We start from the raw sequence: 15,039 nt of genomic DNA, 5'->3' as shown, positions 1-15,039 counted from the left end.
TATGGATACGCAAACGGTGATCGCGGCAGCTTCCATTATCTCCGCAGGTTTGACGATTGCTATTGGTTCGATTGGACCGGCACTCGGAGAAGGTCGCGCGTTGGCTCAAGCTCTCAACGCCATCGCTCAACAACCCGATGAGGCTAACACAATCACCAGAACACTATTTGTTGGTTTGGCAATGGTGGAGTCGACTGCAATCTATTGCTTTGTTGTCTCGATGATTTTGATCTTTGCAAATCCATTTTGGAATTTTTTTCTCGAAGCCGCAGCGACTCAATAACCTCATCACCAGGACGAACAGATGTCGATAAACTGGTTTACATTTCTTGCTCAGATTCTCAACTTTCTGGTCCTGGTTTGGCTCTTAAAGCGATTCCTCTATGGACCAATCATACAAGCAATGAATGAACGTGAACAAAAAATCGCAGCGAAGCTCAATGACGCAGATGCAGCGAAACAACATTCAGAGCAACAAGCGTTGATCCACGAGAATAAAATTCAGGAGCTTGAGCAAGTCCGTGAAAAGCTGGTCGCAGAAGCAAAACACGACGTTCAGAAATGGCGTGACGAACAGATTCAGACTGCTCGAACTGATGTGGAGAAAACTCGCAAGGAATGGTTCGCAGGACTTCAACGAGAGCAAGAGGCATTTATTCAAGAGCTTCAGCGTCGGACTGCGGACCATGCCTATGACACAGCGCGAAAAATCCTGAGCGAACTCGCAGACGTAAAGCTTGAAGAACAGGTGATCACAGTCTTTCTTCAAAAACTTAAACAACTCACGCCTTCTGCCAAACAAGAGATCGAGAAGTTCCTGCAAGAATCGGATGACGGGGGCGCCATTGTCACCGCGTTTGCATTGTCTGCGACGCAGCAAACGAAAATTACTGATGCAGTTAAAGAAACCTTTTCGGTAGACACCGATTACGAATTCCGCTTTCGACCAGAGTCTCTTTGCGGGATTGAGTTGATGGTTCCGGGTCGCAAACTCTCCTGGACTGTCAACGAGGCACTTGAGACATTGCAAGAGGATTTGTCAGGACTGCTTCAAATTGGTTTCGCCTCAGTGAACCATCAAGATGCCCCCCTCGATCATCAAACAGAATTTGGCATTGCGACTCAATCATAACGCTCATTTTGCTGACTGAAATAAGGAGTTTACGTTGCGAGAAGATGCGACTGAAATGAATTCTGTTTTGAATGAGACATTTGCAGCATTGGACTCGCTGCAGTCTTCACATCCATTCGAGCTGAAACTGACAGAAACAGGACAAGTGACTTCAGTCGGACGGGGTGTCGCTCGTGTGAATGGTCTGAAAGACGCACGTTCAGAAGAACTCTTGCGTTTTCCTGGAAATCAGTTGGGGATGGCATTCAATCTCGACGCAAATGAGATCGGTGTCATCCTGTTGGACCAGAATGACTCGTTAGCAGCGGGTGATGAAGTCCGTCGAACTCATCGTGTCCTTGATGTCCCCGTCGGAAATTCTCTAATTGGACGCGTCGTTGATCCTGTCGGACGTGCCTTAGATGGACTCGGACCAGTACAGACTCAACAGCGAAGACCGTGCGAGCAGGACGCAGCACCGATTATGAATCGCGATCCTGTGACGGTGCCTTTACAAACCGGAATTAAAGTGATCGACGCGCTGATCCCGATTGGGCGTGGACAACGAGAATTGATTGTCGGTGATCGTCAAACCGGTAAAACAGCGATTGCGATCGACACCATTCTAAATCAAACCGATAAAGATGTGATCTGCATCTACTGTGCAATCGGACAGCGTAACACAGCGATAGCGAAGACGATTGCAGACCTGCGTGAGCGAGGTGCCCTTGAGTACTCTGTAGTCGTCGTCGCTGAAGGAGACTCCTCTCCAGGAATGCAATTTGTGGCTCCTTATGCCGCCACAACGATTGGCGAATACTTCATGGAGCAAGGCAAAGATGTTCTCGTTGTGTACGATGATCTGACCGTACATGCACGAGCTTACCGCGAGTTGTCCCTTTTACTGCGTCGCCCTCCCGGACGAGAAGCGTTTCCGGGAGATATCTTTTATCTGCATTCACGTCTTCTCGAACGTTCTACTCACCTCAACCAGCAGCATGGTGGTGGCTCGCTGACAGCGCTGCCAATTGCGGAGACTGAGGCTCAAAATGTTTCAGCTTATATTCCGACGAATTTGATTTCGATTACTGATGGACAAATTTATCTCTCACCCGACCTGTTTCAGAAAGGAATTCTCCCGGCGGTCGATGTCGGTCGTTCCGTATCACGAGTTGGTGGGAAAACACAACTCGCAGCGTATCGCTCAGTCTCAGGAGACTTGCGACTCTCTTACTCTCAATTTGAAGAGCTTGAGGCATTCTCTCGTTTCAGTAGTCGCCTGGATGAGGAAACTCGTGCCACTCTGGAACGAGGTCGACGTGTCCGGGAGATTTTCAAACAACCTCAGTATCAACCACTTTCTGTCGCTGAGCAGATCGCTGTTTTGGTTGCAACAACTTCGGGGTTACTGGATTCACTGGAAATGGCCTCATTGCAGTCAACGGAAATAGCAATTCGGCAATCAATGATCAATCACCTTTCCGATCTTTGTGAACGAATTGAAGCTGGTGAAAAGCTCACTGCTGAAGATCGACAACTGATTATCGACGCTGCCCAGAAAACCTTATGAATCGACTAAATGTTTGTGTGTCGACTTTGTTCACCTCGGCGATAAAAGCATGATCGATTGCTCGCGTAACTAGAAATGTTTCTGAAATGCAAACTCTCGACACACTCAAACGACAAATCAAGAATGTTGAAGATCTTTCCTCAGTCGTGCGGACAATGAAAACTCTGGCTGCGGTGAGCATTCGCCAATATGAACTCGCTGTAGAATCGCTCGCAGGCTACTACGGGACAATCGAAGACGGGCTACGTATTCTTCTCTGGAATCAAGCGACTGCCCCAGAAATTGACAAGCACCGCACAAATCCTCGGACGGGGGTCGTGATTTTCGGTTCAGATCAGGGAATGTGTGGTCAATTCAACGAGCAGATTGTGAATTTCACCACCGATGTGATGGCAGAGCGACTACAACAGAAAAAAGAGAAGTGGTCATTCATGGCGGTCGGTGCAAGAGTCGCGAGTCGACTCGAAGAACATGGCTACACAGTGGATCGAGTCTTTCCAGTCGCTGGCTCCGCATCAGAGATCACAACGATTGTGCAGGATTTGCTGCAAGGAATTGACCACTGGAGGTCGGAAGCGAAACTGGGAAGTGTTCAACTCCTTTACAACCAGCGACAATCTGCATCATCATATCAACCATTTCAGTTCGAGTTGCTGCCCATTGGTCCTGAAAAATTCCAGAAGATGCGTCAAAAACGCTGGGAATCTCGGACTCTTCCCCGTTACACGATGGACCAGCGTCAACTCTTTTCTCAACTGATCCAGCAGTACATATTCGTCTGCCTCTTTCGTGCTTCAGCGGAATCTTTAGCTGGTGAGAACGCCAGTCGCATTGCCAGCATGCAAGCTGCTGAACGAAATATTAAAGATCGTCTGAGCGAATTGCGGATGAGTTACCAACAAACCCGCCAAACGTCGATCACCGAGGAACTCTTAGACGTTGTCACTGGTTTTGAAGCACTTTCGGATTCATGAGCGAAACCGCTCGATTCTCTTGAAATCACGCGACGAACTTTAACGATTATTCCGATAATGGCATTCTCTTCTGCTTGCTTAATTGTGCATCAAGACTGATCGAAAATCGCGATCACTTTGTGTCAACAAATGGTCCGATCCACCATACGACATGATCATAAGATGACGACCGACAGAAGGGATGAATCGGTGAAAAACAAAGTTAAGTACAATGTCGTGGTGACCGGGAGTATCTTCGCAACGTTACTTTGGGGAAGCTCCATCGTTGCGCAAGAATCTCACCAACTTCATGTGCCTTCTGCACCCAAAGCTCTTCCGATTCCACTGGAGAGTGACACGGTGTCCAGTGATAAAGCTGGTCGTGAGTTCCTCGCTCCACCACCCACTCCCAATACCATTGGTCCAACTTGGGCTTTTTCAGATCCAGGGGAGGTGCTCGATAATCAAGATTACACATTGGAGGCGTTCCTCAGCATGGCTGCGGAATACAATCCGACCATCCGTCAGTCGCGATTGCACATCAATTCTCAGCTCAATCGTGCAATTCAGGCAGGACTCTATCCGAATCCGACCTTACGCTATCTCGGTGAGCAAATTGGGGTTGGCGGGACAGCTGGAGAATGGCAGGGAGCGGAGATCGAACAACGATTCGTCACGGCAGGCAAGCTCGAACTGAGTGAGAACAAGTATCTGCAACGAGCCAAAGTTGCAGAATTTCTCGCTGTCGCTCAGCAGTACCGTGTTTGCAATGATGTGCGAATTCACTTCGTTAAAGCTCTCGCTGCTCGCCAGATCATCGATTTGAAGAAGGAACTGCTCAAGAATGCAGAAGACAACCTCGTCACGATTCGAGAGCGATATAACGTGGGGCAGGCTTCCCGCGCTGAAGCACACCAAGCGAATGCATTGTTGCAACAGCATCGACTGGCAGTGATGAATGCTCAAAACGATTACCGTCAACATCTACTCGAATTGATTTCACTCACAGGTGCGGAATTATCAGTTCCCAGTTTGAACGGAGAACTCAAGTCGTCAAGAGATCTCATTGACTTTGATGCAGCCTACGCAACCATTCTTGCTCAAAGCCCGGAATTATGCGCCGCTCACGCTAAGCTCCGCGAAGATTTAATTACAGTGCAGAGAGAACGAGTCGAGTGGGTTCCCGATATCGTCGCTGGGACTGGTGCCGGCTACAACTTTGATGCGCGGGAAACGACCTACAGCGCCATGTTGTCGCTCGAAATTCCACTCTATGATCGTAACCAAGGCACGATTAAGCAGGCGGAAGCTGACTACAGCCGTCAGCAGAGTGAGATTCGAAGAACCGAGCTCGATCTGCGTCGACGCCTGTCCGTTGAATATGGACGCTACCTGACAGCTGCGCAAAACGTGCAGAATTATGAAACGGTCATTCTGCCCGAACGAAAGAAAGCGTACAGCCTGGTGCTTTCGAGCTACAAAGCCAATCGCATTGCCTGGGATGACGTTCTGCAGGCATACGACGACTACACACGAGCACGTGTCGAGTACGTGATGAATCTCTCTGCTCAACGGACCAGCGAAATTCTGATTGACGGTTTCCTGCTCCATGGTGGTCTACAAACCCCGAGCGGTCCATTGCCAGGTGGACACATCGACTCTGTGCCGAAACCACGGTAATCGGCGACTCGAACTTCACCCGTTCTCGACGCCATCTACATATCGATCATTAAGGGATTATTCCTTGAATCCCACGCTGATTAACGAAGGTCTGAATCATGTCAAACGAAATTTCCCCCCAAGGTCGGCGAGACTTTCTCAAGAAGGGAACTCTGGCTGCCGTCGCGTTCTCTGCGGGAGCCTCTGTCTCACAGGGACAAGAACCAGCTCCAGAGGCTACAGGACCGGGCGTCCCGAAGAAGCCTCTTCCTCCGACAGTCGAACACAAGCATTCACATGTCGAAGCCGAATACGATGGTTTCTCTCGCTATCAACCCTCACGCGGTCACGATCCGGATAGCGACTATTACCTCGGGAAGCTTGTCCCCGGCTTTCGCAAACCAGCTGACGGTCCCGCCCCCATTACCACTCCTGATCTGGAGAAACTCCCGTTCAAGATGGTCGATGGAGTGAAGGAGTTTCACGTTTCAGCCGAAGAAGTCAGTCGTGAATTCCTGCCTGGCTACCACATGAACGTCTACGGGTATAACGGCAGCCTGCCCGGTCCGTTGATCGAGATCAACCAGGGCGATCGTATTCGCATTCTGGTCACCAACAATCTCAGCGAAGCGACAAACTTCCATATGCATGGGTTCGAAATGCCGGTGCAGTACGACGGCGCTGCGGAAATGACGCAGAATCCGATCAAACCCGGCAAGACCTTCAAGTACGAATTTGATGTCCACGAAGAAGGGACGTTTTTCTATCACTCGCATGTCGCGATGCAGGAAGCAATGGGTATGGTTGGCCCGATTGTCGTGCATCCATCCAAGCCGTTTGATCCGCCGGTCGACCGCGACTTCATGCTCGTCTTCCAGAACTTCTTCATTCTGCCGAATCAAACAGTCTCGGATTCATGGTCGATGGACTGGAACTGGCACACAATCAACGGGCGTAGCGGACCGTATACAACTCCTTGTGTCGTCAAACATGGCGAACGGGTGCGTGTACGACTGATCAATTTCAGTCCGATGCAGCACCACCCGATCCACATGCACGGCCACACCTTCTGGGTCACTGCCCATGAAGGTGCACGAGCACCCAAAACGGCTTGGATTCCACGCAATACAGAACTCGTCGCGGTTGCTCAAGCCAGCGAATTTGAGTTTATTGCCAACAACCCGGGCGATTGGCAGTTCCATTGTCATATGATCCATCACATGATGAATCACATGACTCGTCAAAACGGTCCCCGTATCCGCGAGAATGTTTCGGTTGATCGGTACATGGAAAACCTCGACGTCCGGCCGACAGTGACTGTTTCAAAAACAGGACACGGAACAGCTCCTCCGGGCTATCCTCAAAAGATGCAGGGCATGGAAATGAGCATGGAGTTCATGAAGAAAGTCTGGCAACCCAGGGAAATGAAAGGGATGCGAGAAGCGGCCCCCATGTCGATGAAAGGTCTGATGACCTCAATGCGTGTGCTGCCTGACGATCTGTTTCATCGCGTCATGGAGACCGATGAAAAGATCGAAAAAGGCGCCATCTTTACCGAGATCGTCAACCGCTTCGGCAACCCCGCTGACTACAAAAAGACGCCACCCGGAATGATGGAGAAAATGATGATGCATGAAGGTCATTCGTAGACTGCATTTTACCGATCGAAACTAGGCCTCAGCCTTCCCCGTACACGTCATTCCAATCTCGATGATGCCACGCCAGCCATGCAGAAAGGCGATCTCGCTTTTCGCTGGCTGGTGGCATTTTCAGTTTCTCTTCGCAGTTCATCTGGGCGTCAAGTTGATCGAAATACGGCATCAACAATTGGGCTGAGTAGTCCGCCGACTCCTCACCGTTTGAATTGGTTTCACCTGTAATTAGATATACAGCTTTCCATAATGGATCGGTGATGACTTTAGGAAACGATTGAGCTGACGGCATCAGCTGTTCGCTCAGAAGGCAAGCTTCCCCCAGTTTGGCGACGCCAATGGCAAAGGAGTGCTGACGGTCAGGAACATGCGTATACTCGATGACCGGATACGCATCGGTCTTGACGCTCGCCAGTTGAAGCCGAAGTGTTAAATCTTGTAGTTGATTAGAAATCAACTGTCGCGACTCCGCGTCCAAGGCATACTTCAATAAGTCGACTGGAGTGTGCCCCAGATGTCCGATCGCCACCCCGATCGAACGCCTCTCATTCAACGCTGTCAGCACAGAAAATGTGTAGGTCACACAGATCGTAACGATGAAGAACCCATTTGCCGCGGCCGCTACGGATAGCAGTTGCCAGAGTGGTCCGTTCGGGATGTAATTCCCCGTTCCTAAAGTCGTAATCGTAAACCCGGCGAAGTAAATCCTGCTCAGCAGATCGGCAGGATCTTTGTTTTCACTCTCAATGACAGCCTCCGACGAGCCACAAAAAATCAACGCCCAGCCGGCCAGGAGTAGCAGCGACCACAGTACGAACGTCGCCAACAATGCAAAGACCGATGCGTTCTTTGAAATGAACTCACGCTCACGGCTCATGCAAAATCGACCAATGAAACGGGTGAGATATTTCGAAAGAAAACCTGCTCCACTGAGTAGCAATGTCGTCACAACGGCATCGACGGTCAGGGCAAGCACAACCAAGCCGCCAATAACCGTCCAAAAATAATGAAACTCAAGCATGCGGTCGCCTTGTGATGGTCAAGAAGCTGGTTCATCGTCGTGATGCGAGGAATCGTTACGCATATCATCTTCGGTCAGGTAGTCCGGTTTCCATTTTAGGAACCATTTCTCTCCTGCGAAGATCATCACCAGGCCGACTGCAGCCACAATCAAAACTTGTGGATCAGAGGAGACTTTGACAAAGAGAAAAGCTCCTAGAACGATCACATCGAGGACGATTGCCGAGATCAGAATGAAGTCGTTGGCTTTGATGTCTTCCTTGAGATGACGAAAGACGCCCCAATGAATTGCGATGTCCATGATGATGTAGAAGATCGCTCCCAGCGAAGCGATACGGCTCAAATCAAAAAAGATTGTGAGCAGGATCGCCAAAACGATTGTATACACGAGCGTGTGTTTCTGAACGTCTCCCGGCATGCCAAGATGGCGATGTGGCACAAGCCCCATCTCGGAGAGCATCGCCAACATACGTGAGACGGCAAAGGTGCTTGCAATGACTCCTGAAACAGTCGCAACAATCGCGATGCCGACAGTGAACCACACCGCATACTGCCCCAGCACGGGCCGAGCCGCTTCCGCCAACACGTAGTCCTTGGCCTTGATAATTTCGTCGAGGCTCAGACTTCCAGCGACGGCAAACGCCACGAGTAGATACAAAGCGACGCAGATCGAGATCGAAATGATGATCGCCCGGCTGACATTTTTGTGTGGATCCTTTAGTTCTCCACCACTGTTCGTAATGGTCGTGAATCCCTTATAGCTCAGAATCCCCAAGGCTGTGGCTGCCAGAAAGCCTCCTCCGCCTGCTTCTTTCATACTGGTGACGGTTTGAAACGAGAAACCCGAGAGCCATAGCCCAATGCCCGCAAAGATGGCAATGCCGCCAATCTTGATGACAGCGGTGATCATCGACATCTTGCCGATAAAATCGTTGCCCATGATGTTCACAATGAACGCAAACACTAACAGACCTACGCCAAGCACTGGGACAAGCCAAGAATCTTTCTCGACGTCGAACAACTGCAAGGTATACGCCCCGAAGGTCCGAGCGACCAGACTCTCGTTAATGACCATCGAGAAGTACATCAACATCGCGCAGCCGGCGGTGACCGTTCCTTCTCCGTAAGCCTTTTTCAGATACATTGCGATGCCACCCGCAGATGGATAAGCATTCGACATCTTGATGTAGCTGTACGCGCTGAATGCCGTGACCAGTGCAGCTGATAGAAACGCAAAGGGAAACAGGCTCCCCGCTTGGTTTGCCATCTGACCGGTGAGAGCAAAAATTCCTGCCCCAATCATCACGCCAGTCCCCATCGCCACTGCACCGGGGAGGGAAAGACTTCCTTCTTTGTACTTGGAATTGCTGCTATTGATTTCGTCGGTCATATTGATCTCAGTTTGTGTTTGTGAGCAATCTCGTAATTGCCACCAAGCAATGAAATGCTTCTTCCTGCCTCACGAAAACTTCGCAAGCTCAGATACGATTTAATGGGCGAATTCGCTCGCGAAGCGAAAGTTGTTGTGTTTCTACGATCTACGCAAACACTGTACCGTGAGATTGATGAGTTATTTGGGGGGATAGGAATTCTTCAAATTCCGTACAGATGTAGCAAGAATTTCCAACGTTACGAATTAAAGATCTCTTGAAATCTTAGGTCTGCTCCGTAGATCCTAATCGCGGCATCAATATTACTTAGTGTACGGACTAGCAAAATATCAACGTCAAAAACGATCAATCAACCCGATAGCAGAAGCCGTCATTCGAGTCACATGACTGACTATCTATGTGACAAACTTATTCTATAACGCCTTGAGCTCCTTCACGACGTGGCAACATTTTGTTTGCTCTTGACCCTGACACTGGTCCAGAGCAGACTTCAGCACTTTGCGAACGTGCCGCAGGTCTTTGAGGCGTTCTTCGACATCGGTCAATCGTGCTTCAATGAGGTCCTGAACGTTGCCGCACGTTGGTGCTTTGCCTTCGCCGTCGGCAAGCAGTGATTTGACGTCTTCCAGTGTGAAGCCGATGGCTTGCGCCGCTCGGATGAACTTCAGTTTCTTAAGCGAATGGTCACTGTAGAGTCGGTAGTTCCCAAAGCTACGATCTTCTGGTTCAACGAGACCGATCCGCTCGTAGTAGCGAAGAGTGGATATGGGGATGCCAGCGGCTTTCGCCACCTCACTAATTGTCAGTCGTTTGCTCATTTCAATTCTTCACCGGCCATGTGCAAAAACGGCGCAACGCTGACTTTCTCAGGAAAAAGTCAAGAAATCGCGAATCCGGCTTGACCTTACACGTAAGTGCAACCTCGATAATACAGGAGAAATGTCCATGAAGCAATCAAGGTGAGCACGAACACGGAGTAACGATGTGATGAGCAAGCAGACCGAGACAACGAAGAGGGTTCAGTGTCCGTCCTGTGGACACAAGGCCAAACGAGTGAGCACATTGACGCTCGGCGCGTTGCTCGATGACGAGTTCGCCGAAAAGTTCACAGCAGACAGTCGATCCTGCTGTGCTACGGCAAGTGAAGATTGCGCATCCGTCAAAGATGACACTGGCTGGCGGTTTTGCCCATCGCAGGACTGCGACGTAGTGTACTTCGCTGAGGAAGAAGACACGCAGTTCACCGAGTCGCAACTGAAAGTTCCGGTCGGTGAGAAGGAGTCCAGCGGGGAGCGCGCCCTGTGCTACTGTTTCGGGCATTCGGTTGGCAGCATCAAAGAGGAACTTGGCGCGAAGGGCCGCTCCGACGCTCTGGAAGACATCCGGGCGAAGATGAAAGACCCCGGCTGTCACTGTGAGACTTCCAATCCGAGCGGTTCGTGCTGTCTGGGGAGTGTGACGAAAGGTATCCAAATCGCTCAGGAGGAAATACGGATGAATGACTTGAACGTGACGCCCACATCGACGGCGAAATCATCGACAGGCCGTGGCGAGAAAATCGCCAAGATCGGCACTGTCGTCTCGGCGATCATGGCCTCGGCCTGTTGCTGGCTACCGCTGCTTCTGCTGGCGGTTGGCGTGTCCGGGGCCGGGATCGCAGCCACGCTGGAAACGTATCGCCCACTATTCATGGTCGTGACGTTCGGATTTCTCGGCGCAGCGTTCTACTTCACCTACCGTCCCACGAAAGCTGTTGCCGAATCGGGACACGACTGCTGTACCACGGAAAGTGAAGTGGCGGACGACTGCTGTGCCACGACCGGTAAACGTCGCTTCAACATGATGTCGATGAACAAGGTCATGTTGTGGGTTGTGACGGTGCTGGCGGTCGCCTTCCTCTTCTTCCCCAGCTACGTCGGTGTGTTGTTTGGCACGAATGATGCCGCCGCCGTGACAGAGGATATGAACCGGGCTATGTTCCAGATTGAAGGCATGAGTTGTGAAGGCTGCGCGACGACGGTCGCTCAAGCGATCCGTCAGGTGCCCGGCGTCGTCGCCGTTGATGTCAACTACGAGAAGGGACAGGCGGTCGTCGGCGTGAAACCTGGCGACCCAATTCCCGAGCTCGCGATATTGGCTATCTTGAGTCATGCTGGTTATCGTGTACAGCCTGCGAACTCAGAGTCTCTTTGAGTAGGAACAAAGGATGCCTTGGGTTGACTTTAGAAGCCGCAGTCCATTGCCGATGACCAGCAGTGAGGCTCCCATGTCGGCTGCGATGGCGGCCCAGAGAGAGGCGAGTCCTGCGAACGTGAGGATGACGAACAGGACCTTGACCCCCAGTGAGAAGGCAATGTTCTGGCGGATGATCCTCAGCGTTCGTCGCGAGTGGTGAATCAGCCACGGTAGCTTCGACAAGTCGTCCGACATCAACGCAATATCGGCCGTTTCGATTGCCGCATCGCTTCCGGCGGCGCCCATTGCGAGCCCCAAGGATGCGCGGGCCAGCGCGGGAGCATCATTGACGCCGTCGCCGATCATCGCGACGAACTGGTACTGCTCGACGAGTCGCTCGACGGCGGAGACTTTGTCCTCGGGCAATAACTCTGCCTGAACTTCGTCGATTCCCGCCTCTTGTGCGATCGCTTGTGCAGTGCCTGCGTTGTCGCCGGTCAGCATTACGATCTGTTTCACGCCCGCTTCATGAAGTTGGTGAATCGCCTCACGAGTCTCTTCACGGATGGCATCGGCCAGGGTGATGAATCCGCAGACATGTTCATCATTGCCGACAACGACGACGGTGCGACCGGCTCCTTGCATCGCTTCCAGTTGATTGTGAACTTCGGGCGTTTCCTGACCGCGATCTTCCAGATAACGGTGTGAGCCAAGCCAATAAGGTTTTCCGTTGATCACGCCGGAAGCACCTTTTCCTTGAATGGTCGCGAATCGTTCCGCAGCTGGAATCGTCATGCCGCGATGTTTTGTTTCTTCGACGATCGCTCTGGCCAGCGGATGATTGCTGTTCAGCTCCAATGCCCCGGCCCGAGTCAGCAGTTCCGTTTCGTCGTGTCCGTTCATCGGCACTACGTCTACCACAGTCGGTGCCCCCTGTGTCAATGTGCCGGTCTTATCCATGGCGATGGCATTTAACTGAGCAGGCATTTCGACGAACACACCGCCTTTAATGAGAACGCCGTTGCGAGCCGCTGCTGCGAGTGATGCCACCACGCTCACCGGCGTCGAAATCACCAATGCACACGGACAGGCAATTACCAGTAGCACCAGCGACCGGTACAGCCAGACCGCCCACTCCTCGCCGAATGCCAGAGGCGGAATCACCAGCATCAACAGAGCGACGATCATAACGGCAGGTGTATAGACCGCAGCAAACTTCTCGACCCACTTTTCCGAGGGAGCACGCTTGGAGCCGGCGTCACCGACCATCTTGATGATGCGAGCCAGCGTCGTATCGTCAGCCGCCTTCGTCGTTTCGATTTCCAGCAGGCCGTCGCCGTTGATTGTTCCCGCGAAGACTTCGTCACCGTTTTCTATTTCAACAGGGACGCTCTCACCGGTGATCGGTGCTTGATTCACACTACTGGCTCCTTCGCTGACGAGACCATCCAACGGAATCTTCTCACCCGGTCGCACGATCACGGTTGAACCGACCGGCACTTCCTTCGGAGCGACATCGCTGACATGACCTGCTTTATCCCGCAGGTGAGCGGTCGGAGGTGACAAGTCCATCAGCGAAGCGATGGCCCGACGGGCACGCCAGACACTCCATGATTCCAGTAGCAGCGAAAACGAAAACAGGAATGCGACGGTCGCACCTTCGAACCATTCACCGATCAGCACGGCTCCGACGACGGCCACGGACATCAACAGATTCATATCCGGACGCAATGAAACAAGCGACCGCCATGCTTTCGGCAACACCATCAACAGTCCAGCGGCAATGCCGGTGCTGTACAACGCGATTGCCGTGACCGGCACAGGTGCAGATTCACCAGCGACAAGTTGCACCACTAAACCCGCAAGTCCGCACACCCCACTGACAGCAGTCAGGACGAGCCGTTGATGGCGTTGCCAAAAGGAAAGATCATCTCGGCTCTGCGACTTATCTTGCCACGGCTCGGCCTTTAATCCGGTTCGCTCAATGGCCGAAAGGATGTCCGCCTCTGAGACTTCTGCGGGTCGCTCAACGACCAGCTTTCCGTTGAGAACATCAAATCCCAGCCGTTCTTCGCTACCCACCATCGGCAACAGTTCACGCTTGAGCAACGTGACTTCCTCAGCGCAATCTATTCCGCGTATTCGCAGTTGCATTTCTGATGACATGACCAATCTCTATTGTTTTTTCGATGCTATTGTATGGCTCAGACACGAATGAAGGTCAGAGCCAAAAGAAACCAAAACGCGTGAGTTTGTATAGAAGTTCCTCGTTACTCATCCCTCGATTGCATTTCAATGTTTGCGGCAGCAAGAATTCTCAAAAGCATCCGCTCATACTTGATGTGTCGTTTAAAATTGGCCCGGTAAATTTCGAAAACAGAACTCGGAGTGCATTCCCTTCTTAATGCCATCATGTTCTGCTCAATTTACCCCTGCATTGTGTCGCACGGTAGATGTCACCACGGCTTCAACTAACTCATCGTGTGTCTTCATCCCGACGAGTCGCTGCACTTCTTTGCCATCGACGAAGATCAACAGCATCGGGTACTTGTCGATGTTATATTTCTCTTTGATGAAGGGGTTTTCTTCGATGTTTAATTCGCCAACCTTGGCTGTGCCATTGAGGTCCTCGGTAACGTCACGAATTGTTGGTTTCATCGCGATGCAGGGATGGCACCACGGTGCCCACATGTCGACGAGAACCGGCACTTGACTTTCAATCACTTCAATATGGAAGTTGGTATCTGACAGATGGACTGGTTCAACGCTCCCCAAAGACTGCATGTCCTTTGGCGGCTGTCTATCACATCCAATCACGATGATTGCTAACACACCAGTGAGTATTTTGAAGTCTAATTTCATATTGTATGTATATCGCCTCGTCTTTTCTTCGATCCATTCGTTCGGACGAGCAAGAAACAGGTTCAATCGGTGTTCATCAAGGAATTGGGTACGGTTTAGTAGCCTGGAGACACCTCAATCGAACGACTGACACGCTAAAGACAGTCTTCAAATGATTGCGCACTCAGCCGAGAATGTCAGCAACACAACGACACGTGCCATGTTGCCGACACCCGACCGATTCATTCAATTTCTAATTCCGTCGAGTTGGAATCACGTCCTACTCAGTCGGTTCCGGTGGTTTGTGACCGGTTTTCGCTTCGTACTGAGCGATGAATTTCTCCGCCCGTTTTGGACCGCAAATGAAGCATTGCGATTCTGGTCGATCATGCTCTTCACACCAGTCACCCGCTTCCTTAAATTCTGCGACCAGTGACTTGTCACAGCGAGCACATTCACCCTCTGGAACTCCGTGCTCAACGCACCAATAGCCACCATGGCTGTGATCGACGTCTGTGTTAGCGGCAGCCGAGGATTCATCAGGTTCGGAAGCAGTTTCGCTGTTACTACATCCGGCCAGTCCAATCGCTGCCGTTGCCAGCAAACCCAGCGACAGACCACGCATACTCATCATCCAATTCATTTCGTTCTCCTTCGGCTCTGTGCC

Annotated in this window: 13 protein-coding genes; 7 read left to right on the top strand and 6 right to left on the bottom strand. The window is 51.4% G+C overall.

Annotated elements, in window-relative coordinates; all coding sequences use genetic code 11:
• Nucleotide 1: 1 nt before the first annotated feature.
• The 6 genes from Mal48_RS05600 to Mal48_RS05575 all read left to right on the top strand — a co-directional run bounded on the left by Mal48_RS05600 (nucleotide 2) and on the right by Mal48_RS05575 (nucleotide 6,942).
• Nucleotides 2-283, top strand: coding sequence for a F0F1 ATP synthase subunit C (locus Mal48_RS05600; protein WP_145196940.1), 282 nt, complete (start codon nucleotides 2-4; stop codon nucleotides 281-283).
• Between the two features lie 21 nt (nucleotides 284-304).
• Nucleotides 305-1,132, top strand: coding sequence for a F0F1 ATP synthase subunit B family protein (locus Mal48_RS05595; RefSeq protein ID WP_145196938.1), 828 nt, complete (start codon nucleotides 305-307; stop codon nucleotides 1,130-1,132).
• Nucleotides 1,133-1,187: 55 nt separating this feature from the next.
• A complete protein-coding gene (locus Mal48_RS05590; protein ID WP_145196936.1) occupies nucleotides 1,188-2,681 on the top strand; it encodes an alternate F1F0 ATPase, F1 subunit alpha in 1,494 nt (497 codons plus the stop codon).
• A gap of 86 nt (nucleotides 2,682-2,767) precedes the next feature.
• On the top strand, nucleotides 2,768-3,655 hold the full coding sequence (locus Mal48_RS05585; RefSeq protein ID WP_145196934.1) for a F0F1 ATP synthase subunit gamma: 888 nt from the start codon (nucleotides 2,768-2,770) through the stop codon (nucleotides 3,653-3,655).
• A 189-nt stretch (nucleotides 3,656-3,844) separates the two neighbouring features.
• A complete protein-coding gene (locus Mal48_RS05580) occupies nucleotides 3,845-5,314 on the top strand; it encodes a TolC family protein (protein WP_197442087.1) in 1,470 nt (489 codons plus the stop codon).
• Between the two features lie 98 nt (nucleotides 5,315-5,412).
• Complete coding sequence (locus Mal48_RS05575) at nucleotides 5,413-6,942, top strand: multicopper oxidase domain-containing protein (RefSeq protein ID WP_145196931.1); 1,530 nt, start codon at nucleotides 5,413-5,415, stop codon at nucleotides 6,940-6,942.
• Between the two features lie 28 nt (nucleotides 6,943-6,970).
• Here the strand turns inward: Mal48_RS05575 and Mal48_RS05570 are convergent, their stop codons facing one another.
• The 3 genes from Mal48_RS05570 to Mal48_RS05560 form a co-directional block, all read right to left on the bottom strand.
• Nucleotides 6,971-7,966, bottom strand: coding sequence for a potassium channel family protein (locus tag Mal48_RS05570; protein ID WP_145196928.1), 996 nt, complete (start codon nucleotides 7,964-7,966; stop codon nucleotides 6,971-6,973).
• A gap of 18 nt (nucleotides 7,967-7,984) precedes the next feature.
• Nucleotides 7,985-9,355, bottom strand: coding sequence for an APC family permease (locus tag Mal48_RS05565; RefSeq protein WP_145196926.1), 1,371 nt, complete (start codon nucleotides 9,353-9,355; stop codon nucleotides 7,985-7,987).
• Between the two features lie 414 nt (nucleotides 9,356-9,769).
• The gene (locus Mal48_RS05560; protein WP_145196924.1) at nucleotides 9,770-10,174 is read right to left on the bottom strand and encodes a heavy metal-responsive transcriptional regulator; all 405 of its coding nucleotides are present in this window, start codon (nucleotides 10,172-10,174) and stop codon (nucleotides 9,770-9,772) included.
• Between the two features lie 235 nt (nucleotides 10,175-10,409).
• Here Mal48_RS05560 and Mal48_RS05555 point away from each other — a divergent pair, with 235 nt between their 5' ends.
• On the top strand, nucleotides 10,410-11,549 hold the full coding sequence (locus tag Mal48_RS05555) for a mercuric transporter MerT family protein (protein WP_197442086.1): 1,140 nt from the start codon (nucleotides 10,410-10,412) through the stop codon (nucleotides 11,547-11,549).
• Here the strand turns inward: Mal48_RS05555 and Mal48_RS05550 are convergent.
• The 3 genes from Mal48_RS05550 to Mal48_RS05540 form a co-directional block, all read right to left on the bottom strand.
• The gene (locus Mal48_RS05550) at nucleotides 11,535-13,697 is read right to left on the bottom strand and encodes a heavy metal translocating P-type ATPase (protein ID WP_197442085.1); all 2,163 of its coding nucleotides are present in this window, start codon (nucleotides 13,695-13,697) and stop codon (nucleotides 11,535-11,537) included. The two genes, Mal48_RS05555 and Mal48_RS05550, sit on opposite strands and share 15 nt — an antisense overlap.
• 255 nt (nucleotides 13,698-13,952) lie before the next feature.
• Nucleotides 13,953-14,393, bottom strand: a complete 441-nt coding sequence (locus Mal48_RS05545; protein ID WP_197442084.1) for a thioredoxin family protein — start codon at nucleotides 14,391-14,393, stop codon at nucleotides 13,953-13,955.
• Between the two features lie 259 nt (nucleotides 14,394-14,652).
• Nucleotides 14,653-15,015 (bottom strand): RND transporter, encoded by a 363-nt coding sequence (locus Mal48_RS05540; RefSeq protein WP_145196920.1) that lies wholly within the window; start codon nucleotides 15,013-15,015, stop codon nucleotides 14,653-14,655.
• Nucleotides 15,016-15,039: the final 24 nt, after the last annotated feature.

It is taken from the genome of Thalassoglobus polymorphus (genome assembly GCF_007744255.1).
GTDB lineage: Bacteria > Planctomycetota > Planctomycetia > Planctomycetales > Planctomycetaceae > Thalassoglobus > Thalassoglobus polymorphus.
Note: the sequence above shows the minus strand (reverse complement) of the source record. Positions and strands in the feature narration are given on the sequence as shown.